18 protein-coding genes are annotated in these 22,276 nt (G+C 72.9%); 8 read left to right on the top strand and 10 right to left on the bottom strand.

Translation table 11 applies throughout. From position 1 onward, the window contains the following. Positions 1-100: 100 nt before the first annotated feature. Complete coding sequence (locus ABD708_RS04075) at positions 101-1,591, bottom strand: Ig-like domain-containing protein (protein WP_344752005.1); 1,491 nt, start codon at positions 1,589-1,591, stop codon at positions 101-103. A 151-nt stretch (positions 1,592-1,742) separates the two neighbouring features. Between ABD708_RS04075 and ABD708_RS04070 the strand changes: the two genes are divergently transcribed. The 3 genes from ABD708_RS04070 to ABD708_RS04060 are packed head-to-tail and all read left to right on the top strand — an operon-like array spanning position 1,743 to position 5,111. Next, positions 1,743-3,209 (top strand): lipopolysaccharide biosynthesis protein, encoded by a 1,467-nt coding sequence (locus tag ABD708_RS04070; protein WP_344752004.1) that lies wholly within the window; start codon positions 1,743-1,745, stop codon positions 3,207-3,209. Positions 3,210-3,264: 55 nt separating this feature from the next. Continuing rightward, positions 3,265-4,245 (top strand): polysaccharide pyruvyl transferase family protein, encoded by a 981-nt coding sequence (locus tag ABD708_RS04065; RefSeq protein WP_344752003.1) that lies wholly within the window; start codon positions 3,265-3,267, stop codon positions 4,243-4,245. Continuing rightward, on the top strand, positions 4,242-5,111 hold the full coding sequence (locus tag ABD708_RS04060; protein WP_344752002.1) for a glycosyltransferase family 2 protein: 870 nt from the start codon (positions 4,242-4,244) through the stop codon (positions 5,109-5,111). The genes ABD708_RS04065 and ABD708_RS04060 overlap by 4 nt, the downstream gene beginning before the upstream one ends. 128 nt (positions 5,112-5,239) lie before the next feature. Here ABD708_RS04060 and ABD708_RS04055 read toward each other — a convergent pair whose 3' ends face one another. Genes ABD708_RS04055 through ABD708_RS04030 form a run of 6 tightly spaced genes read right to left on the bottom strand, consistent with a single transcriptional unit; the run spans position 5,240 to position 12,826 of the window. After that, complete coding sequence (locus ABD708_RS04055; protein WP_344752001.1) at positions 5,240-6,739, bottom strand: S8 family serine peptidase; 1,500 nt, start codon at positions 6,737-6,739, stop codon at positions 5,240-5,242. Continuing rightward, entirely contained in the window at positions 6,718-8,820 is a 2,103-nt protein-coding gene (locus tag ABD708_RS04050; protein ID WP_344752000.1) for a glycosyltransferase, read from the bottom strand. Before ABD708_RS04050 ends, ABD708_RS04055 begins: the two co-directional genes overlap by 22 nt. Then, positions 8,817-9,359: an acyltransferase gene (locus ABD708_RS04045; RefSeq protein WP_344751999.1), complete on the bottom strand. Its 543-nt coding sequence runs from the start codon at positions 9,357-9,359 to the stop codon at positions 8,817-8,819. Before ABD708_RS04045 ends, ABD708_RS04050 begins: the two co-directional genes overlap by 4 nt. Further along, on the bottom strand, positions 9,356-10,654 hold the full coding sequence (locus ABD708_RS04040; protein ID WP_344751998.1) for a wax ester/triacylglycerol synthase domain-containing protein: 1,299 nt from the start codon (positions 10,652-10,654) through the stop codon (positions 9,356-9,358). The genes ABD708_RS04045 and ABD708_RS04040 overlap by 4 nt, the downstream gene beginning before the upstream one ends. Further along, positions 10,651-11,580 carry a glycosyltransferase family 2 protein gene (locus ABD708_RS04035; protein WP_344751997.1) on the bottom strand — a complete coding sequence of 310 codons (930 nt, stop codon included), beginning with the start codon at positions 11,578-11,580 and terminating at the stop codon, positions 10,651-10,653. The genes ABD708_RS04040 and ABD708_RS04035 overlap by 4 nt, the downstream gene beginning before the upstream one ends. Then, complete coding sequence (locus ABD708_RS04030; RefSeq protein ID WP_344751996.1) at positions 11,564-12,826, bottom strand: glycosyltransferase family 4 protein; 1,263 nt, start codon at positions 12,824-12,826, stop codon at positions 11,564-11,566. The genes ABD708_RS04035 and ABD708_RS04030 overlap by 17 nt, the downstream gene beginning before the upstream one ends. Before the next feature lie 190 nt (positions 12,827-13,016). Here ABD708_RS04030 and ABD708_RS04025 point away from each other — a divergent pair, with 190 nt between their 5' ends. Genes ABD708_RS04025 through ABD708_RS04005 form a run of 5 tightly spaced genes read left to right on the top strand, consistent with a single transcriptional unit; the run spans position 13,017 to position 18,413 of the window. Beyond that, complete coding sequence (locus ABD708_RS04025; RefSeq protein WP_344751995.1) at positions 13,017-13,862, top strand: YveK family protein; 846 nt, start codon at positions 13,017-13,019, stop codon at positions 13,860-13,862. 21 nt (positions 13,863-13,883) lie between these two features. Beyond that, the gene (locus ABD708_RS04020) at positions 13,884-15,431 is read left to right on the top strand and encodes an O-antigen ligase family protein (protein WP_344751994.1); all 1,548 of its coding nucleotides are present in this window, start codon (positions 13,884-13,886) and stop codon (positions 15,429-15,431) included. Continuing rightward, positions 15,428-16,303, top strand: coding sequence for a glycosyltransferase (locus tag ABD708_RS04015; protein WP_344751993.1), 876 nt, complete (start codon positions 15,428-15,430; stop codon positions 16,301-16,303). The genes ABD708_RS04020 and ABD708_RS04015 overlap by 4 nt, the downstream gene beginning before the upstream one ends. After that, positions 16,300-17,187, top strand: a complete 888-nt coding sequence (locus tag ABD708_RS04010; RefSeq protein ID WP_344751992.1) for an SGNH/GDSL hydrolase family protein — start codon at positions 16,300-16,302, stop codon at positions 17,185-17,187. The genes ABD708_RS04015 and ABD708_RS04010 overlap by 4 nt, the downstream gene beginning before the upstream one ends. Next, positions 17,184-18,413 carry a right-handed parallel beta-helix repeat-containing protein gene (locus tag ABD708_RS04005; RefSeq protein WP_344751991.1) on the top strand — a complete coding sequence of 410 codons (1,230 nt, stop codon included), beginning with the start codon at positions 17,184-17,186 and terminating at the stop codon, positions 18,411-18,413. Before ABD708_RS04010 ends, ABD708_RS04005 begins: the two co-directional genes overlap by 4 nt. 132 nt (positions 18,414-18,545) lie before the next feature. Here ABD708_RS04005 and ABD708_RS04000 read toward each other — a convergent pair whose 3' ends face one another. From ABD708_RS04000 to ABD708_RS03990, 3 genes are all read right to left on the bottom strand, one after another. Beyond that, a complete protein-coding gene (locus ABD708_RS04000; protein WP_344751990.1) occupies positions 18,546-19,493 on the bottom strand; it encodes a glycosyltransferase in 948 nt (315 codons plus the stop codon). Continuing rightward, the gene (locus ABD708_RS03995; RefSeq protein ID WP_344751989.1) at positions 19,493-20,950 is read right to left on the bottom strand and encodes a sugar transferase; all 1,458 of its coding nucleotides are present in this window, start codon (positions 20,948-20,950) and stop codon (positions 19,493-19,495) included. The genes ABD708_RS04000 and ABD708_RS03995 overlap by 1 nt, the downstream gene beginning before the upstream one ends. 125 nt (positions 20,951-21,075) lie before the next feature. Then, a complete protein-coding gene (locus ABD708_RS03990; RefSeq protein WP_344751988.1) occupies positions 21,076-22,272 on the bottom strand; it encodes a glycosyltransferase family protein in 1,197 nt (398 codons plus the stop codon). Between the last annotated feature and the right edge of the window lie 4 nt (positions 22,273-22,276).

Genomic DNA, 22,276 nt, shown 5'->3' with positions numbered 1-22,276 from the left:
CCGCGGGCGCGCTGATCCGCAGCTGTAGCGCGCCCGGGGGGGTACCGAGGTGCGGCGCGGCACCGGGGAGTGGCGAGGTGCAGCGCGGCTCGGGCCGGCGTCACTTCAGGGTCAGGGTCACCGACACGCTCGTCGCGACGTTTCCCGCCGCGTCGCGGGCGACCGACGTCACCGTGTAGACGCCCTTCGGGAACGATGCCGTCGAGGCGGTGAGGCGGTAGCTGCCGTCGGAGGCCTTGGTCGCCGCCCCCAGCGTGAGACCCGCGGCGCGGAAGATCACGTCGGTGAGACCCACGTTGTCCGACGCGGTGGCGACGAGCGTCACGGTGCCGCTGACCGTCGAGCCCGACTTCGGAGACGAGATCGCCGTCTTCGGCGCGGTGGTGTCGGCGGTGGTCGCAGCACCCGTGCCCGCAGGCGTATCCGCCCCGGCGATGGTCGCCGACGTCGCGTCGCCGTCGATGTCGGTCGGCGCCCGGGGCACGGTCGTCGCGACCGGCTTGATGGTGGCATCCGTCGCCCCCGCCGCCGTCAGGTGCAGATCGTTGCTCGCGGCGTTCGCGTACCGCACCGTGCCCGCCTTGTTGCCGCCCGACTGCAGCAGCGGCAGCGTCGTGCCGCACAGCTTGGTGTTCCACGAGGCGACGACCGAGTTGGTGAGCGGCACGCTGCAGTCGGAGAGGTAGGAAATGATGTTGCGGTCGGCGACGGTGCCCGGCTGCGTGCCGAGCCGCGCCGAGCCCGCGCCGATGGTGTTGTTCCGCACGACGAGCCCCACCGTGCTCGCCTCCCGCAGATCCACCGAGGAGCCGCCGCCGCACGCGGATGACACGACCAGGCATCCGCTGATGAAATTGTCCTCGATCGTCACGCCGTAGATGCCGTCGCCCGCGCCGACCGAGAGGATCAGGCCGGAGTTGTAGCAGTTGGAGAGGTTGTTGCGGCGCACGACGACGTTGGCGGAGTCGAAGATCTGCACGCAGTCGGCGTGCATGCCGTTGTTCGTCGACTGGTTGTAGTTGCGCACGGTGTTGCCCTTGAGCAGCACGCCGTACGCGCCGCCGACCTGGATGCCGTCGATCGACGACCCGTTCTCGAAGAGCGAGCCGGTGACCGTGATGTTCGTGCCGCGCACGAACAGGCCGCCGCCGTTCACGTGTGAGCCGGTCACGGTGTCGCCCGTGCCGGTGAGGTAGAACGGGGCGGTGACGAGCACGCCGCTCCACGTCACGTAGTTCGCCTGACTGGTCACGGTGGTGAGGCTCGGGCTCGCCCCGGACGCCGGCTTGACGGTCACGGGCGCCGCCGCCGTGCCGTGGCCGCCCCTGACCGTGAGCGACGGGTACGTTCCGGAGAGCAGCTGCACGGTCGCACCCGCGGGCGCCGCGGCGACCGCCGTCGGCAGCGAGCACGGCGCGGCGGTCGAGCACGTCGACCCCGTTCCCGTCGGCGACGCGGTGAGGGTCGTGGCCGCATCAGCAGCGACGGACGCGGTGAGGATGCCGGTCAGAACGACCGCCGCCGCGAGCGTCGCCGCGGCGGCCCTGCGCAGACGAGCGCGTGCACGAGTGAGTTCCCACCCCGAAGCCATGGGGCTAACGGTGCGACAAAACCGATCGTGCCGATAGGGGGTGGCGCAAAAGCTGAGAACCTTTTACATCACGGCAATGTGAGGAAACATCACCGTCAACCTGCCGGGTGCACGCTGTTTCCGACCCCTCTTCCGCGAAGGGACCGCCCGGATGTCAGACGGCACCAGCTCGCTCCGCTCGCGCAGCCTGCTGGGCGGCATCTGGACCGCGCTGCAGCGGGTGTACGGCAGCCTGCTGAGCGTCGTCGCCCTGGCGGTGCTCTCCCGGCTCGTCGGCGCGGAGGCGTTCGGCATCGTCTCGCTGGTGTCGGTCTTCGTCGGCATCCTGTCGCTCGTCGGCGATCTCGGCTTCACGCCGTCCCTGATCCGCGCCACGTCGCCGTCGCGCCTGCAGATCAACACCGCCTTCTGGACCGGCCTCGCGGTCGGCACGGTGCTCGGCGGCGCCCTCGCGCTCGCGGCGCCGGCGATCGCCGCGTTCTACGAGCAGCCGCAACTGACCGCCATGATCCGCGTCGCGGCGCTGATCCTGCCGCTCAATGCGCTCTGCTCGATTCCCACGATCCTGCTGACCCGCGAGCTCAAGATGCGGCCGCTCGCAATCCGGTCCGCCGTGGGCGCGACGATCGGCGCGATCGGCGCGATCGTCCTCGCGCTGCTGGGCGCCGGTGCGTGGGCGCTGATCTTCCAGGGCGGCGGGAACATCCTGGTCGACATCGCGATCCTGTGGGGTGCGGTGTCGTGGCGGCCGCGCTTCGAGTTCTCGTTCGCGCACGCGTGGTCGATGCTCAAGTTCGGGGTGCCCGCGCTCGTCACGCAGGTGGTGCACGAGGGCCGCGACCGCATGGTCGAGCTTGTGCTCGGCAAGCTGCTCGGCGCCTCGGCGCTCGGCTACTGGGTGATCGCGACGCGCGTCACCTCGCAGCTGCTGACCCTGTTCGCCTCGGTCGTCAACGCGGTCGCGTTGCCCGCCTTCGCGAAGCTCAAGGACGACCCCGCGCGCCTCACCAACGCGGTGCGGCACGCCGAGCGGGTGTGCGCGAGCATGGCGGTGCCCGGGCTGTTCGCGATCGCCGCAGTCTCGCCCGTCGCGGTGCCGTTCCTGTTCGGCAGCCAGTGGGCGACGAGCGGGCAGATCGCGCAGATCACCGCGCTCACCGGGGCGATCACCGCCCTGCAATGGCTCGATGGGAACCTGTGGTGGTCGCTCGGCCGGCCGGGCGTCGAGCTCACCCTGGTGCTCGTCATCTCGGCCGTGCACGTCGGGGTGGTGTTCTTCACGGCGCCGTACGGCCTGCTCGCCGTCGCCGTCGGCCTGCTCGCCCGCACCGTGCTGCTCGCGCCGCTGCGCGTCGTCGCCCTGGTGCGCGTCGGGCGGATGCCGCTCAGCATCTACCGCGACATCCCGGGCATCGCGCTCTCGGCCGGGGTCATGCTCATCGCGATGGTCGCCATCGGCCGCGTCCTGCCCCACCAGCCCGCACTGCTCTATCTCGGCCTCGAGGCGGTCGCGGGCCTCGCCGTCTACTTCGCCGTCGGGATGCTGGTGCAGCGCAGCTCCTTCCTCGAGCTGCGCACCGACGTGCTGCACATCGTGCGGCGCCGCGCGGTGGCGTAGGGGCCGGGCAGGCAGCGCCGATGGGCCGGGCAGGCCGGGCAGGACGGAGCCGCAGATGACGACCACGATCGCGAGCCTGCATGAGCAGGCGACCGCGCAGCTCGCCGAGGTGCTGCAGGATGCCGCGCACGTCGACATCGTCGACTTCCCCGACTACCTCAACTGCGGCGACGCCGCCATCTGGCAGGGGCAGCGCACCGTGCTGCAGGGCCTCGGCATCGGCATCCGCTCCGCCATGTCCCGCCGTTCCTTCGACCCGGGCGCGCTGTCGCCCGACGGCACGGTGCTCATCCAGGGCGGCGGCAACTTCGGGGGCCTCTACCCGACCCACCACGCGCTGCGGCTGAAGCTGCTCGAGTGCACGCGGGGGCGGCCGCTCATTCAGCTGCCGCAGTCGATCCAGTACCCGGGCCCCGAGCAGCGCGACGAGCTGCGGCGCGCCATCGCCGCACACGGCGCCTTCGTGATGCTTGTGCGCGACCACCGCTCCTTCGACATTGCCACGGCGGACTTCGACTGCGAGGTGCGCCTCGTGCCCGACGCCGCGCTCGCGCTCGGGCCGCTCGTGAGGCGCGCGCCCACCGTGGCGACCGCGGTGCAGGTGCGCGACGATCGCGAGGCGACGGATGCCGCCGCGATCGACGGCCTGCGCTTCGACTGGCTGACCGCGCCGCTGACCGAGGACCGGCGGCGGCGGCTCGAGGGGCATCTGCTGCTCGCGCGCGCGGCCCGGAAGTCGGGGGCGGCGACGCTGCGCCGAGCCGAGCTCGCCTCGGGCAACCGGCTCGCCGCGGCCAACGTGACGCGCGCGATCAGGCTGCTGAGCGCGGGGCGGCGGCTCGTGACCGACCGGCTGCACGGGCACATCCTCGCGACGCTGCTCGGCGTCGAGCACGTGGTGGTCAACGACAAGTACGGGAAGATCCAGGCCTTCTGGGACACCTGGACGTCCGGCATCCCGCACGCGCATTTCGTCGACGGCTGGGCGGATGCCCCGGCCGCGCTCACCGCGCTGCAGGCGGAAGAGGCCACATGACTGCCCTCGTCGACGTCACCGTCGTGATCCCCTGCCGCGATGTCACCGGGGTGATCGAGCGGCAGCTGCGCGCGCTGGCCGGCCAGCAGACGGCGGCCCGCTTCGAGGTGGTGCTCGCCGACAACGGCTCGTCCGACGACCTGGCCGGCTTCGTCGGGCGGCTCGGTCTGCCCGTCGCCCCGGCCGTGCGCGTCGTCGACGCGAGGGGGGTGCCCGGCATCAACCACGCCCGCAATCGCGGCGTGGCGAGCGCGAGCCCCGGCAGCGCCCTCATCGTGTTCTGCGACGCCGACGACCTCGTGCACCCCGGCTGGCTCGAGGCGCACTGGCAGGCGTACCTCGGCGGCGCCAAGCTGCAGGGCGGCGCGCTGCGCCGGGTGCTCGCCGACGGCTCCGAGCTCGGCTGGCAGACCGAGCTGCAGGACACGCTGCGGTTCCTGCCCTGGGCGCCCGGCTCGAACTGCGCCGTCGCGACGGAGGTGTTCGCGGCCTGCGGCCCCTTCGACGAGTCGTACCGCGGCGGCGGCGACGAGACGGACTTCTTCTGGCGCGCGCAGCTCGCCGGCTACGCGCTCGTGGCGGTGCCCGAGGCCGCGATCGACTATCTGATGCGCGACGGCACGCGCGACGTGTACCGGCAGAACGTCGCCTACGGCAAGAGCCACGTCAAGCTGTTCGCCGCGTATCGGGAGCGAGGGATGCCGCGCTCGGTCGACCCCCGGATCCTGCGCCGCCTCGCCACCGACCTCGCCAAGCTACTCGCGAGGGGCTTCCGGCGCGATGACGCCTACCGCGTGATGAAGGACCTCGGCTTCGCCGCCGGCCGCCTCGCCGGGTCGATCGAGCACCGCACGGTGTATCTGTAACGCGCCCCGACCGGCGTCTCGCCGAGCGTGCGCGTGCCGAGAAGTGCGGCGATGTCGCCCGTGTTCCGTCAACACGACATGTGCGCACTTCTCGGCGCAGCGGCAGGGCGGCGGCAGAGCGGCGGTGCTTAGTGCTTCACCACGACCGTGACGCCGGGTGAGGTGCCGACGTTGCCTGCGGCATCCGTCGCCTTGGCGATGAAGGTGTAGCTGCCGTTCGGGTACGGAGACGTGCTGATCGTCGCCGACCAGAGACCGGATGCCTGCTTCGTCGCCGTCGCGACCTTCGAGCTGCCGACCCAGAAGGTCACGCCCGTGACGCCGACGTTGTCGCTCGCCTGCGCGGTGGCCGTGCCCGACGAGGAGAAGACCGTGCCGGAGGGCGGCGCGGTGATCGTGACCGTGGGCGGAGTGGTGTCCTTGGTCGGCGTCGGGGTCGGCGTCGGCGTCGGGGTCGGGGTGGGCGTCGGCGTCGGCGTAACCGTCGGGGTCGAGGTCGGCGTGGGTGTGGGCGTCGGCATCGCTCCCCCGACGGGCACCGTGCTCGCGAGGAATCCGTAGTACTTGCCCGCGATCGGGTGCAGCGGGTCGCCCTGGAATCCGTGCCCCAGCGACGCCTGCGCCGCGGCCTGCGCGATCACGGTCTGCATGATCGCCTGCGACGAGGTCATGCCAGCGCACGCACCGTTCGGCTCGAGGCAGTCGGCGACGACTCCGGAAACCACCGCCGTCGACATGCTCGTGCCCGACTGCAGGTAGCCGATGCGGCCGCCCTTCAGTGTCGAGTACGGGCACGCGCCGGGCGCGGCGATGATGTGCGCCTGGTCGGCCGCGCTCACGGCGTAGCCGCTGTTCGTCGCCGCGGTGTCGTCGCCCCACGGCATGCTGAACTGCGCCGTGCACGCGGCGGGCGCGGTCGCCTTCCCGCCGGGCTGCCCGTCGAAGTCGGCCATGTTGCTCACGGCGAGGACCTCGTCGTACGCCGCGGGGATCACCTTCGCGATGTCGACGTTGTTGTTCGTCGCGGCGGCGACCACGACGATGCCCATGCCCGTGATCGTGCAGATCGCCTGGTGGATCGGGTCGCCGTTCGTCTTCCCGCAGTTCCCGTCGTCGGAGCCCGAGGTGCCGAGGCTCAGGTTCACGACCCTGATGTTGTCGGCCCGCGCGTTCGCGATCACCCAGTTGAGGCCGCACAGCATGGTCGTGAGGGTGCCGGCGTTCTTGCTGTCGAGGATCCGCACGGAGTAGAGGGGGATGCCGGGCGCGACGCCCACGACCCCCGCATTGTCGTCGTACGCGCCGATCACCCCGGCGACCGCCGTGCCGTGCCCGTTCGCGTCGCCGGCTGTGCCCGAGCCGAAGCAGTTCACCTGTGCCTTGAGGTTGTAGTCGCTGCGCAGCTCGGAGCCCGAGTCGAGGATCGCGACCGCCGGCGCGCCGGCGCCCGCGTTGACCCCGGTGCCCGCGCCGACCGGCGGCAGGTTCGCCTGCACGGTCTTCACGGCGGGCGGCACGGTCTGCACGCCCCAGGCCGGCAGTTCGCCGGTCAGCACGGCGGCGAGCACCAGCACCGCGGCGGCGCTCACGGCGACGACGCGCCGCTTCACTCCAGGACGGGCACCCATGATCGCTCCTCCGACTCCCCTGTCTCCTCCGCCACCGGGGTCGCCGACGCACGCCCGAGCACCGCGCGGTATGCGTCGAGCGTGGCCGCGGCGATGGCGTCCCACTCCAGCGCGGAGAGGTCGGCGACGCCGGGGCGCGGCTCGTCGCGCGCCCACGCGAGCGCGTCGGCCAGCACAGCCGCGTCGAGCTCGCCGTCGTAGCTGCGCACCCAGCTCGGCCCCACCAGCGCGGCGAGCTCGCCCATCGCGCCGAGGCGCGGCACCAGCACGGGCCGGCTCGCCGACAGCGCGAGGATCGCCGAGCCCGAGTTCTCGATCGCGCGGTAGGGCAGCACGACGAGGTCGCTCGCGCACAGCCAGTCCGCGACCCGCTGGGCCGACTGGAAGGCGAGGTCGAGCACGATGCGGGGGTCGCCTGCTGCGGCATCCGTGATCGCCGTGCGCTCCGCGTCGCTCGACGGGCGCCCCGCGATCGCGAGCCGCGCCTCGCCGCCCGCCGCACGGAACACCTCGAGCAGGTGCGGCACGTTCTTATAGGGGCGCAGCTGGCCGACGGATGCCGCGACGAGGCCCTCGCCGTCGAGGCCGAGCCGCGCCCGAGCCCCGGCGCGCGTCGCCGAGAAGTCGTAGTCGGCGCGGTAGTGCCCGTGCGGCGTGACGAACGCCGGCCGGCCGGCGAGCTCGGGGTAGCTGCGGCGCGCGGCGTCGACCCCGCTGGCGGACAGCGAGAGGATGCCGTCGACGTTCGCCCCCAGCAGCCGGCGCAGCCGCGCCCGCAGCGCGGGGGTCGAGCGCTGCTCGTGGTCGACGACGTTGTGCACGGTCCACACGAGGCGGGTGCCTCGGCGCCGCGCGAGCCGCAGCGCCCCGAAGAACAGGGTGAGCCGGGCGGCGGACCGCCACGAGCGGTGGCCGGAGAGGAAGGTGAGCTCGGGCCAGTGCAGGTGGACGATGTCGAGGCGGGCGGTCGCAAGCCGCCAATAGCTGAGGTCGCGCACCGTCACGCCGAGCCCGGCCATGCTGCGGTAGAGGCGCGCCGTGTAGGGGTTCGCGTGCTCGGTGCGGAACGCCGGCTCGGCCTCGACCACGAGGCCGGCATCCGTGCCCGAGCTCACGCCCAGCGCGTCGAAGAGGCGCGCGCGGGCCGCCGGGTAACCCGGCACCCAGTCGGCGCGGCGGCGCCACACCTCGCTCCAGGTGCCGCCTGCGCGGCCGACGGCGCGCTCGAGCAGGCCGCGGGTGAGCGCGCCCGCCTCAAGCAGCGCGATGCCGAGGCGTGCCCGGCCGGGCGACCAGCGCGCCCTCAGCAGGGTCGCCTTCCCCGCCATGACCATGCTCATCTTGCGGCCGTTCCGCTCCCGACCGCTCTCGGAGGTCGAGCCGCCGACGGTGTGCACGATGGTCGCTGCCGGCACGATCACCGGCCGCATCCCCGCAGCAGCCGCGCGCAGCGAGAAGTCGGCGTCCTCGCCGTAGAGGAAGAAGCGCTCGTCCATGCCCCCGAGGCGGTTCCAGTCGGAGCGGCGCACGAGCAGCAGGCATCCCGTGATCACCGGCACCTCGCGCACGGTGTCGCGCGCCCAGCGCCCCAGCGATTCCGGGTCGAACACCCGCGACCGGGCGAACGCCGTCGACAGCCCGGTCGCGAAGCAGAGCAGCGACCACAGGCTGGGCGCCCCCCAGCACGATGACGGCTCGAGGGACCCGTCGGCCGCGAGCGTGCGCCCGCCGTACAGCCCGTGCTCGGGGTGCGCCACGGCGTAGTCGACGAGGGCCGCGAGGGCGCCGGGCAGCACGGTCGTGTCAGGGTTGAGCAGCAGCACGTACTCGCCCGTCGCCCGCGCGACGCCGCGGTTCACCCCGGCGGCGAAGCCGAGGTTCTCGCCCGCTTCGATGACGAGGACAGACGGATGCCGCACCCGTACCGCCTCCGCCGAGCCGTCGGCCGAGCCGTTGTCGACCACGATCGTCGACAGCTCGAGGCCCGGGGCCCCTTCGGCGGCTGCGGCCAGGGAGTCGAGGCAGGCGAGGGTCTGCTCTCGGGTGTTGTAGCTGACGATGACGACGGTGAGGGAGGTCATGATGCCGCCTTCACCAGAGCAGACGGCCGATGCCCCAGCACCCGCGCCGGCACCCCGCCGACGATCGCGTTCGCCGGCACGTCTCTCGTGACGACGGCGCCCGCGCCGACGATCGCCCCGTCGCCGATCGTGACGCCGGCCACCACGACCGCGTTCGCACCGAGCCAGACGTCGGCGCCGAGCACGATGTCGCGCTCGATCTTGGGCTGGTCCATCACGGGTGTGCCCTGCTCGATGCCGTAGTTCGAGGCGGTCAGGGTCACGTGCGGGCCGAGCAGGCACTTCGGCCCGAACACGATGCGCCCGGTCGAGTTGCCCGCCCAGATGACGCAGTTCTCGCCGAGGTGGCTGCCGTCGCCCACCCAGATCCGCTCGGCGTTCCGGAACGACACATTCGGCGCGATGCGCACGCCGGCACCGCGGTGGAGCCGCGCGAGCTGGTCGGCGTAGGAGTAGCCCGCGAAGTTCGCGAGCTTCAGCGCCTGCAGATAGGTGCGCGGGTTCAGAAGCGTGCGGATCGCGTCCTTCGCCGTGCTCATGAGGGCACCCCCTGTTCTGCGGCGAGCGCCGCCGCGGCATCCGTCAGCTCCTGCTCGACGACGGCGCGCACGACCGCCGGATCGATGCCCGGCCCGCACAGCGCCGTGAAGCTCAGCTCGCCCGCGTAGGACGAGCCGAACAGCCCGAGCCGCGACCCCGGCATCGGCACCGGCCAGAGCAGCACGCGGCGCACCGCCGCGCCCGCGATCGCGGCGCGCTCACGCCGGTACGGCAGGTACGAGGCGTACGCGCCGGACTCCGCGGGCGCCGTGTCACCGTCGCCCGTGCGTGCGAACGCGGCGATCTGCGCGTGCACGGCGGCCACCGCGGCGGCGAGCGGGAGGCCGCGCGGCACGGCGATGCGCAGCATGACGATGCTGTTGCGCACCGCGGCGCCCTCGCGGCTGCGCCGAGAGACCGGGACGGCGACGGATACCTCAGCGAGCGCCCCGCCGTCGGCCGCCGCCGTCGCCCGCAGCGCGAGGGCGATGACGAGGTCGCTGATGCTGCCCCCGAGGCGCCGGGCGAGCTCGGCCGCCGAGGCGAGCTCGGTGTTCCAGTAGGCGGCGGCCATCGGCGGGGCATACCCGGCCCGCAGCCCCCGGCGGTCGATCGCACGGTTGCGCAGGGGCCGCAGCAGTCGGCCGCCCCAGCGGGTGAGCCGCTTCCGGAAGGGCTTGCGCCAGTACTCGCGCCACGCGTCCCGCGGGCCGCTGCGCGCGCGCAGCCAGCGCCCCCACACCACGAGCAGTCCGCCGACGCGGGTGCGCGGGGCCGGGCCGAGCGCGGCGACCTCGGCAGAGCCGTCGCCCATCAGCGCGTCCATGAACTTCAGGGCGAACAGGGCGTCGCCGAGCGCGTGCTGCACGCTGCCGACGACGGCGAGGTCGCCGTCGGCGCGCTCGATGACGGTGTAGCGCCACAGCGGGCGGTCGCGGCGGCGCGGCACGTTGGCGGCCCCCGAGAACAGCGCCGGCTCCTCGGCGGCGGCGGGAACGCGCGGGAACCACCCCAGGTGGTAGTCGCGGTCGAGCGGGCCGGCCGGGACCCACAGCGGAGTGGTGACGCCGAGCGGGGCATCCGTGATCTTCAGCTGTGTCTCGGTGAAACGGCGGCCGACCACGAGCAGCGCGGATGCCACCCGCTCGCGGTCGATCGCACCGTCGGCCCCGCGGAAGGGCGCCCCGTCGATGACGAGCGTCGCGGTCGGCCACGTCGTCTCGAACTCGATCGAGGTCCTGATGAACTTCTCGTCGAGGGTGCGCATCAGCTCGACCTGGGTGCGGCGGCTCACGGCTGCTGCTCCTTCGTGCTCCACACACCGGGCGGGGTGACCGGCGCGGGGCGGTCGGCGTCGACGAAGAGCGCGCCTCGACGCGGCACCCGGGCCGCGGCGGCGATGCCCTGGGGGATCGCCGTGAGCAGTGCGCGGCGCGCGGCCCGCTCGCGCGCCTCCGGCCAGCGCAGCACGCCGAGCGCCGCCCGGCCCACGAGCAGCCCGGCCATGGCGAGGCCGATGAGCGGCCGGATGCGGATCCACTTGTTCGCCATCGCCCCCGCCCCGAGGCCGTAGCCGCGGTACAGGGCGACATGGTCGCCGTCCTCACGCGTGAAGATGTGGTGCACCGTCACCGTGGTGTCCGACACGATCGCGGAGCCGGCCGCGAGCACCCGGCAGAACGCGTCGAGGTCCTCGGCGCCCGCGAAGCGGCGCCCTGCGCCGAGCACCTCGTCGAAGCCGCCGAGGCGCAGCATCAGCTCGCGCCGGAACGACATGAACGCGCCGTGCCCGGCGTCGATCCCGCGCAGCACGCCGGTGAGCCGCTCGACGCGGCCCGGGGCGGCCCCGGCGACGAGGGTGTGGTCCAGCATCCGCCCGGTGACCGCGCCCACCCGCTCGTCGGCGAAGTGCGCGAGCACCCCCTCGACCCAGCCGGGGACCGCGACGCAGTCGTCGTCGGTGAACAGCACGATCGGCCGCTCGGCGTGCGCGAGCCCGAGATTGCGGGCGATCGAGAGGCCGGGAACGTCGGAGCGGACGTAGCCGACGGATGCCTCGCGCGCGACGCTGCGCGTCTCATCCGTGCGCGAGCCGGAGTCCACGACCAGCACCTCGACCCCGGCGGGCGTCGCGGCGGCGATCGACCGCAGCGCCTCGCGAAGCATCGGCGCGCGGTCGCGGCTGCAGACGATGACCGTCAGGTCAGCCGGCCCGTACACGCGGCCCCTCTCCCGTGGCGGCGGTGCCGGTCGCGGTGCCGGCCGCCGCCGTGCTCTCGCCGAGCGCGCCGGCGTGCAGCCACACGGCCTCGCGATAGGCGCCGCCGAGCCGCTCGGCCGCCGCGGCCCAGCCGAGCCGGGGCGCACGGGCCGCCGCCGCCCGGGACATCCGCTCGAGCTCGTCGGGGTGCTGCGCGAGCCGGTCGAGCTGCGCCGTGAGTGTGAGCGTGTCGCCGACGGCGTGGGTGAGGCCCGTGACCCCTTCGACGAGGTCGGCGCCCGCAGCACTCGACACGAGCGGCACGCAGCCCGCGGCCTGCGCCTCGTAGGTGACGAGCGCGCTGCCCTCCTCGACGGTGGGCAGCAGCAGCACGTCGGCGTTCGCGAGCGCGGCGCCCGCGTCGGCGGTGAAGCCCGCGACCGTGACGCTCGGGTGGTCGAGCAGCGGCCCGAGCACCTCGCGATAGGCGGGCAGGAAGTCGCCGAAGACCGTGAGGGCGCCGCCCCGCGAGGCCGTCGAGTCGCGCCACGCGCGCAGCGCGTGGTGCAGCCCCTTGCGCGGATCGCAGCGGCCGAGGAACACCGCGCGCAGGCCGCTGCCCGCGGGGCGCGGCACGTGGGCGCGCACGTCCTCGGGCCGCACCCCGTAGCGGTGCCGCAGCAGGCGGGCGGGCGGGAAGTCCCGGTCGAGGAAGGTCTGGCGCACGGCATCCGATGGGGTGAGCAGGGCGGTGGCCGTTTCGTACTCGCGCTGCTCGCGATCCAGCCGCAGCTGCGAGTAGGTGTGCGACTTCCCCGCGGGCTGCTCGAGGCCGAGGGCGCGATACTCGTCGGCGACCACCTGGTAGGCGTGCGCGGTGTGCGTGTTGGGCACCTCGCGCACCGAGGGGATGCCGAGCCGCCGCGCGGCGGCGAAGGTGCGCGTGCCGTTCAGCGGCCAGCCGTGCACGACATGGATGCGCTCGGCGGCAGCCCGGCGCTCGAGGGCGCGGGCGGTGAGCAGGTCGTGCAGCGCGAAGGCGTTCTCGCGGCCGATGGCCCGATGCGGCATCCGCACCCGTCCGCGCTGCAGCGTCGTCCGCACGCTCGCCGCGCCCGGGACCGGCCGACTCAGCGACGCCGCGACGACGTGCACGCGGTGGCCGGCGGCGGCCAGCTCCGCCGCCTGATTCCACGCCGTCCAGCCGATTCCCGCATCGCCGAGCGCGTGCGGGAACGCGTAGAAGACGGTCAATGGCTCGGCCATGGCTACAACGGTGGGCCAGTCGGCCGGTGGCCGGAAGAGGATGTGAGGATCCGTCGTGAAGCTTTTACATCCTGGCAACATGAGGAAACATCACTGTCAACCTGCCGGGTGCACCCTGAAATCGACCCCCGTTCGGGTGCGGCGCCGCACCACCCTCATCGACCCCCAACCCGAGAGAAGGCGACGCGAAATGGACGTTCCCCAGTACCTCAGGGTCCTCTGGCGCTACAAGTGGCTGCTGCTCGTCGGCGTGGTCGTCGCGGCGGCCGCCGCCATGGTCGCCGGCTTCACGCTCGTCGACGGCAAGCTCGTCTCGCGCACCACCCAGCAGTACACGGCGGCCACGACGGTCATGCTCGGCTCGGCCGACCAGTCGATCTACACCGACCAGCAGCTCGGGCCGACCCAGGCGCCCGGCCAGACCGTGCAGCAGACCAATCTCGCCCAGACGGCGGTCGTCTACGCCTACCTGATCTCGGGCGACACGATCCGCCAGCAGGTCGAGGCCCAGCTCGGTGCCTTCGGCAGCGACGACAAGCTCACGGCGGTCAGCCGCACGACGCAGCCCGCGGGCAGCGAACAGTTCCCCGGCAAGTACACCCTGCCGATGATCGACATCGTCGGGCAGAGCGACGACGCCGGGCGTGCCGAGAAGATCTCCCGGACCGCCGCCGAGCAGTTCCAGAGCTACGTGGTGCGCCAGCAGAACGAGGCGAAGGTGGCGGCGGGCGACCGCATCCAGCTGACGACCATCACCGACGGCGCGGCCAAGGCGGCGGCGGGATCCAACCCGGCGATCCCGCTCGTGATCACGGGCGTCGGCGTGCTGCTCGTGTTCGTCGCGCTCGCGTTCGTGCTCTACAACATCGCCCTCTCGCGGGAGCGCACGAGGGCCCGCCGCGCTCGTGCGGCCCGCGCGAGCGGCAGCGCGCCCGAGCTGACCGGCGAGCCCGCGACCGCGGCGATCCCGCCGGGCGGCCCCGGCCCCGGCGCCCCCGAGGGCTTCGCCCCGCCGCGCACCGTCGTCGACGCGTAGCCCGAGCACCAGGGGGCGGGCATGAAGACACGGGCGATCGTCTCTGCGGCACTGCTCGCGGGCATCGCGCTCGCCTCGGCGCTCTGGGTTCCGCCGCTCATCGGCGGCGGCATCCTGCTCGGTGTCTCGTTCCTGTACCTCGCCCGCAGGGTGCTGTTCTCGTGGGCATCCGCGCTCATCATCCTCGCGAGCGTCGTCATGTTCATCCCGGTGCGGCGCTACGCGATCCCGATCCCGCTGCCCTTCCAGCTCGAGCCGTACCGCGTCGTCATCGTGCTGATCCTGGTCGCGATGGTGGTGGCGCTGCTCATCGACCCGCGCTTCACGTGGAAGCCCGTCAAGTTCGGCGCGTCGATCGGCGCGTTCTTCCTCGCGATGATGCTCTCCGTCGCCACCAACGTCGCCTCCATCTCCGAGAACGCGCTCGGCGGCGCCGTGCTCGGCCAGTTCATCAACTTCGGACTGCTGATCAGCGTGTTCTTCATCGTGCGGCAGCTGCTGCGCGACGAGGGGCGCGTGCTCGTGCTGATCCAGTTCTTCGTGTGGTCGGCCGCGGTCGTCGCGTTCTTCGCGGTCGTCGAGAAGGTCACCAACGTGAACGTGTTCCTCGACCTCGGCAAGGTGCTGCCGCTCAAGCTGATCAGCGACCAGACCCAGTCGTTCCGTGCGGGCGGCGACCGCTCGTACGCCTCGTCGCAGCATCCGATCGCCCTCTCCGTGATGCTGTGCATGGCGCTGCCGTTCGCCGTCTGGCTCTCGAAATACGGCGCGAAGCCGGCCAACCGCATCAGCCGCACGATCGTGTACGGATTCCTGATCGCGGTCATCCTGCTCGGCATGACCACCGCCGTGAGCCGCACGGCCGTCATCGTCATCGCGGTGATGATCCTGCTCACGCTGGCCCTGCGCCCGAAGCTCGCCGCGATCCTGATCGGCTCCGCAGTCCCGGCACTGCTCATCGGGGCGGTCGCGCTGCCCAAGCTGATCGGCACGATGATCGGCTCGTTCCTCGACCCGGCGCAGCTCGTCGCCTCGCAGTACACCTCGGCGGGCTGGGGCGGCGCGGGGCGCCTCGCCGACCTCGGACCCGCGATGAGCAAGGTCGTGGCGAGCCCGTTCTTCGGCACCGGCTTCGGCTCGCGGGTGCTCGTGGGGCCGAACGCCAACGCGTTCATCCTCGACGACCAGGTGCTCGGCACGCTGCTCGAGGCGGGCGCGGTCGGGGTGCTCGGCCTCGCGATCTTCATGCTCGTGCCGCCGTTGCGCCTCATCGGCTTCGCGCTGCGGAAGGACGTGCCGCCGCGCTATGCGCACCTCGCCTTCACCTGCGCGGTGTCGTGCGCCGGGTACATCGCCGCCCTGTTCTTCTACGACGCGTTCGGATTCCTGCAGACCTTCTTCGTCCTGTGCTGGGTGTGGGCGATCGGCGCGTGGCTGCTCAGCGAGTCGCCGCGGGTCGGCGGCGTCGCCGGCCTCCGGCCGAGGGCGACCGCGATCGACGACGACCCGGCGCCCGCCCTCTCCCCCGCCCCGACCCGCACTGCCGCCCCTGAGGAGGTGCCCGCATGACCGAGAGCCCCGACCGGCCCGTGATGAGCGTCGTCATCCCCGCGCACGACGAGGCGGCCGTGATCGGCCGCCTGCTCGACCGCCTCATCGCGGGCGACCGCGAGCAGCGGCTCGAACTCGTGGTGGTCGCGAACGGGTGCACAGATGCCACGGCCGAGGTCGCGGCATCCGCCGACCCCCGCGTGCGCGTCGTCGAGATCCCGACCGCGTCCAAGCCGGCCGCGCTGAACGCCGGCGACGCGGCCGCGACGGTCTTCCCGCGCGCCTACGTCGACGCCGACGTGCGCCTCGAGGCGGGCGCGCTGCTCGCCGTCGCCGAGCTGATGGCGCGCGAGCCGGGGGTGCTGGCCGCATCGCCCACCCTGTCGATCGACCTGAGCCACGCCAGCCGCGCGGTGCGACTGCATTACCGCATCTGGTCGCTGAGCGACTACCGCCGCGAGGCGCACCTCGGATCGGGCGTGTACGTGCTGTCGCAGGCGGGGCGGGCGCGCTTCGGCGCGTTCCCGTCGATCATCGCCGACGACCGCTATGTGCAGCAGCTGTTCACGGTGGACGAGCGCCGGAGCCTGCCCGACCACACTTTCTCGATCTCGGCGCCCGCGACGCTCGCCGCGGAGATCGCCCGCTCGACGCGCATCGCGGCGGGCAACGCCGAGCTGCGCCGCGCGGGACTCGTGCCCGAGGCCCAGGCGCGGGCGGGCACGAGCTCGCCGCGCGCCCTGCTCGGCCGGGTCGCCCGGCGGCCGCGGCTGTGGCCGGCGCTCGCGGTGTACTGCTACGGCAAGGCCGTGCCGCGGGTGCGGGCCCGGCTGCGGGTGCGGGCCGGGCTGCCGGTGCTGTGGAACCGCGACGAGTCGAGCCGCGTGTGAGCTCGGGGAGGCCCGGGCTGTCGGGGCGCGCCGCCCGCGCGGCGGCCGCGCTCGCGGCATCCGTGCTCCTCCTTGCCCTCGGCGGCTGCTCGGCGATGGGCCGGGCCGCCGAGCCGCAGCCGTCGGTGTCTGTCGGCCTGCTTGCCGGTGTCACGACCCTCGGCGTGCTGGGCGACTCGATGAGCCTCGGCGTGAACGCGTGCGGCCGCAGCGGGGTGTGCACGCAGGCGTCGTGGGCGATGGGCACCGACGCCGACGTCGACTCGCTCGCCCGCCGCATCGGCGCGGCGAACGGCCGCACCCCCGCGATCGCGAACGGCGCCGTGAACGGCGGGTCCGTGGCCACCATGCTCGGCACGGCGTCGAAGGTGATCGCCGCGAAGCCGCAGCTCGTCGTGATCATGATCGGCGCGAACGACGCCTGCCGCCCGAGCTTCGACGAGATGACGCCGGCCGCGCGGTTCCAGGCCGATTACGGCACGCTCATGGACCAGCTCACGGCGGGGCTGCCCGGCGCGCACATCCTGGCGCTCTCGGTGCCCGACCTGAACCGACTGTGGGAGCTCGGCCACGGCATCGGCCCCGTCGCGAAGGCGTGGAGCACGGCGCCGGGCTGCCGCTCGCTGCTCGGCAACCCGAGCTCGACCGCCGCGGCCGACGTCGAGCGGCGCGCCGCGGTCGGGAAGCTCGTCGAGCAGTACGACGACGCGATCGAGACGGTCTGCGCGCAGCATCCGAACTGCATCTGGGATCGGAACGCGGTGCACGACCACGTCTTCACCGCGGCGGAGATCTCGCGCGTCGACTTCTTCCACCCGTCGGCCGAGGGGCAGGCCGCGATCGCGCGGCTGGCGTGGGCGGCGCTCGCGAAGGCCGGCGGATGACCGCGCGGATGACCCGGGGGCGCCGCCTCGCCGCCGCTGTGGCCATTGCGGTCGCGGTGGCGCTCGGCGCATCGGGGTGCTCCTCTGGCCTGTTCGGCACGCTGCAGAAGGCCGGGCACGAGGCCGAGTCGCACGCGAAGCCGCTCACGGCGGGCTCGCCGCTGAAAGACAGCCATGCGGCGCCGAACGGCACGGGGCGCGACTGCACGAAGGCCAAGCCGTGTGAACTCGCGACGGCCGTCGCGCGCGCCGCCCCCGGCACGACGATCCGCCTCGCCGGCGGCACCTACCCGACGACGCGCCTCGCCGCGGACGGCGCCCCGCACCTCGACGGCGCCGACTCCAACGCATTCGTGAAGCCTGAGCCCGGCGCGCACCCGGTCTTCGGAGCGATCACGGATGCCGCGCCGCACCTCACCTGGACCGGCGTCACCGTCACCGTGCAGTGGTACCTGAACGGCGGCGCCGTCGGCACCGTGCTCGACGACATCACAGTCGACGGCGGCGGGCTGTTCGTGCGCTCCTCCGACATCACGGTGAAGAACTCGGAGTTCAAGAACGGGTCCTCGATCGACGGCATCCAGGTCGGGCTCGCGAACAACGTGCTGATCGAGGGCAACTCGGTGCACGACTACAACCAGGACAAGAACGACAATCTGCACGCCGACTGCATCCAGGTGTTCGACTCGTCGAACGTGACGATCAGGGGCAACCGGCTGAAGAACTGCTACAACACGGGCCTCATCATCTCGGTCGGCGCGGGCAAGGGCATCCACCACCTCACGGTCGAGTCGAACTTCATCCAGGGCTGCATCGTCGTCACGCCGCACTGCGGCGGCGGCTCGTCGGCCGCCCTGCAAGAGAAGAGCGCGACCGACCTCGTGGTGCGGAACAACACCTTCGCGAACGGCGCGGTGCGGCTCGAGCCGACGCCGGGCCTGGTCTTCGACCGCAACATCGTCGCCTACATCTCCACCTGCGACGCCCCCATGACGAACTCGATCGTCGCGTCGTGGAACACGAAGATGTGCGGCACCCCGGCCGTCGTCACGCGCGACGGCAACCGGGCGGGCAAAGTCGGCTTCCACAATCAGGCGACGGGCGACCTGCGGCCGACGGATGCCTCCGGCATCCGTATCTCGCCGCAGGGCTCCCTCGGCCCGGTGCCGAAGGACCTCTTCGGCCGTGCGCTCCCCGCTGACGTGGCGGGCGCCGCCGCGCCCTGAGGCGGCATCGCGCCTTCCGCCCGCCTCCCGCCCCGCCCGTTTGCGCCACTAGTTTCCGCAGTGCGCTACTCGGATCCGAGTAGCGCAACCCGGATCCTGGTAGCGCACGCGGATCCCCGGGGGCGCCGCCCGCTACGCGACGAGCTCGAAGCGCGGCGGCGCCGCGACGGCCGCCCCGAGCGAGGCCGCGTGCACCAGGTCCTCCATGGTGAGATCCTCGGCATGCCGCATCAGGGCGAGACCGCGACTCTCGAGTTCGCGCGCGATCTGCACCTGGTGGTCGTCGACGTGCTCGTGGAACTTCGCGAGCCGCGGCACGAGCACCGGCACCTTGCCGTTCTCGAGGGCCGTGAGCGCCGTGCCGGTGCCCGCGTGCGCGATCACCACATCGGCCTCGGCGATGGCCTGCGCCAGCTCGGCGTGCGGCACCATGGGACGACCGGGGATGCCGAAGCCCGACACGTCCTCCGTACCCGTCTGCCACAGCACGTCGCAGCCGTCGAGCAGCGGCGCGAGCGAGCGGTACAGGCGGTGGAACGGATACCCCTCCTGGGTTCCGACGGAGACGACCACGCGCGCGATGCGGCGTGCGCCCGCGGCATCCGTCGGCCGGAACGCGTCGAAGATCGACCCGCGGTACTTCCACCGCTCGTTCTGCCACACCGGATACTGCGTGTAGGTCGGGATGTGCCCGTTGCGCGCGATCAGCCGGCCCGAGAGCGACGGCCCGTCGGCGCGCGCCGCCGACTCGATGTAGTGCGCGGGGATGCCGTGCTTGATCGCCACCGGCAGCACCGCGACCGCGGGGCTCGACCCCGTCGAGACCGCCATCGAGAAGTGGTTCGTCGCGAGCAGCAGCTCGGCGAAGGCGCGCAGCCGCAGAATGTTCGTCGCGTCGCGCGGCGCCGCGAACGGCGTGAAGATCACCTCGCGCTCGGCGAGCAGCGACTCGCTCAGCCCGTTGCGGAAGGTCAGCCAGAGCTGCTCGTCCGGCGCGATGCCGATGCGCTCGGCGAGCGTGAACAGCTGCTTCAGGTGGCCGCCGCCCGAACAGACCAGCAGCACGCGTTCCTTCGACATCAGTAGGCCCCCTCGTGTGCGAACACCGTGCGCGCCGTGCGCAGCAGGATCATCAGGTCGTTGGTGAGCGACCAGTTCTCGACGTACCAGAGGTCGAGCTTGACGCTCTCCTCCCAGCTCAGCCCGCTGCGGCCCGAGACCTGCCACAGCCCCGTGATGCCCGGCTTGATCAACAGGCGGCGGTTGACCCTGCCCTCGTACCTGGTGACCTCGGCCGGCAGCGGCGGCCGAGGGCCGACGAGGCTCATCTCGCCCCGCAGCACGTTGAACAGCTGAGGCAGCTCGTCGAGGGAGAGCCGCCGGATGACGCGGCCCACGCGCGTCACCCGCGGGTCGTCTTTCAGCTTGAACAGCAGCCCCGCGCCTTCGTTGCGATGCACCAGCTCCGCGAGCCGCGCCTCGGCGTCGACCACCATGGAGCGGAATTTCAGCATCGCGAACCGTCCGCCGCGCATGCCGACCCGCTGCTGGCGGAAGAGCACGGGGCCGCCGTCGGTCTTCACCGCGAGCGCCACGGCGAGCATCAGCGGGCTCGCGACGATGAGCGCGAGCGTCCCGACGACGAGGTCGAAGGCGCGCTTCACGGTGTAGTTGAAACCCGAGAACCGGGGCAGGTCGACGTGCACCATCGGCAGCCCCTCGACGGGTCGCCAGTGCATGCGAGGCCCGGCGACCTCGATCAGCCGCGAGACGAGGATGAGCTCGACGCCCGAGTCCTCGAACGCCCAGCCCAGCTCGCGGATCTGCTCGTTGCCGCCCGGCAGCCCGCCCGCGATCATCACGGCACGGGTGCGGGAGTCGTGCACCGTCTCGACCAGCTCGTCGAGCCCGACGCGCGGGAGAACGGATGCCGGACCGGTGAGCACCCCGCCATCGGTGAGCACCACGGCGATGGCCTTGTAGCCCGCCCGCAGCTGGCCGCGCAGCTCGGCGACGGCGCGCTCGACCTCGGCGGCTCCCCCGACCACGACGGCCCCCGTGAGGCAGCGGCCGGCGCGCCGCATGACGTGGACCCGCCCGCGCCAGTACAGCCGGCCGGCGAGCAGCAGGGCGAGCCCCAGCGGCAGCGCGATGGCGAGGTAGCCGCGGGCGATGGTGAGCTGGGCGAGGTAGGCGAGGATCGCCAGCAGCCCGAAGGTGATGAAGGTCGCGTTCGCGACGCGACCGTACTCGACGAGGCCGACGCCGAGGATGCGGCGGTCGCGCGACCTGGTGGCCCACAGGCCGAGCAGCCAGGCGACCGCCACGATGAGGGCGAGCGCGCGGAACTCGATCGAGTGCGGCGCCGTGCCCTGCAAGCCCACGGTGCCGAAGCGGCCCAGCTGGGCGACCGCGATCGCGACGACGATGGCGGCGGAATCCGTCGCGACGAGAGCGAGCTGCAGGCGCTTCTGCCAGGCGAGGCGGAGCGGTTGCGGGGCCACGGCGATGTGGACAGGTACTGCGGATTCGGACATGACGTCCTCCACGCATCGGGTGCCGTCTGGGGGGTGTTGCCTGGGGTGTTGTCCCCCAGAGTAGGTTCACGCCGCGGTGGTAAATAGAGTGATCGTCAGGTTTTTACGTGAGCGTTTGTCACTTGTCATCGCGGCGAAATGTTCGCGCCGGCGGGCAGCGCGAGCTCGAGCAGCGCACGGTGGCGCGAGCGCCAGGAGTTGTCATCGACGAAGCGCTCGCGGTCGGATTCCGGGGCGCGTCCGAGCGCCAGTGCGGCATCCGTCGCCCCCGCGAATCCGGCCACGTCCTCGGTGAGCAGCACGCGCGGACCGAGGCCGCGCACCGGCGGCAGGTCGACCGCGAGCACGGGCGCCCCCGCGGCGAGGTACTCGTAGAGCTTGAGCGGGCTCATCGCCTCGGTGAGCGGCGTGCGGCGATGCGCGAGCAGGGTGATCTCGGTCGCCCGCAGCACCGCGACCAGCTCGGCGCGGCCGACGTGCGGGGCGATCGTGATGTTCGGAACAGGGCGCAGGGGGGCGACGTCGCGCTCGTCGGGCACCGAGCCGAGCAGCACGATCGACAGCTCGGGCCGCGCCGCGGCGAGCGCCGCGATGCCCTCGACGTCGATGCGGGTGTCGAGGGTTCCGACGTGAACCGCGCGCGGCGCGGGCAGTGCGGCGAACCACGCGGGCGGCGCGGCGGCGGGGCCGAGCCACTCGCGCGGGTCGACGCCGTTGGGCACGACGGCGGATGCCCCGCGCAGCCCGCCTGCGTCGACGCCGGACGCCGCGATGCGGTCGATGATCTGCCGGCTGACCGCCGTGACGGCGATGCCGCTGCGGGCGATGCGGGCGTAGGCCTCCGCGTAGACCGGCCACCAGCGCCGCTTGGCCGGCGTCGTGAGCCAGTCGTCCCGGCCGAAGTAGGTGACCGAGCCCGCCCACGCGAGCGGCGCGAAGCCGGCGATCACGGGATTCGTGGTGATCACGGCGGGGCGCTCGAGCCCGAACCGCGCCGCCGCCCTGCGCAGCGCCCGGTCATAGGCCGCGTACTGCCGCGCGACCTCCGCGGGGTCCGCTGCGTCGGAGCGCGCGAGCCGCATCGGCTCGAACAGCTGCCTGACGTCGGTCGCGGGGAAGGCGGGCTGATCGCGCAGCAGGCGATGGGCGGCCACCGTCACGACCGAGCGGAACGGGTTCGCCACGAGCAGGCGGCCGATGCCGCCCTCGTCCTGCTCGGCGATCAGGGTCTCAAGGATGCGGTCGGGCGGCCGCATCATCTCGCGTGCCCGCGCATCGGCGTAGGTCTCGTACGAGAAGGTGAACACCGCGTCGACCGGCACCGGC

This window comes from Gryllotalpicola koreensis (assembly GCF_039538185.1).
Classification (GTDB): Bacteria; Actinomycetota; Actinomycetes; order Actinomycetales; family Microbacteriaceae; genus Gryllotalpicola; species Gryllotalpicola koreensis.
Note: the sequence above shows the minus strand (reverse complement) of the source record. Positions and strands in the feature narration are given on the sequence as shown.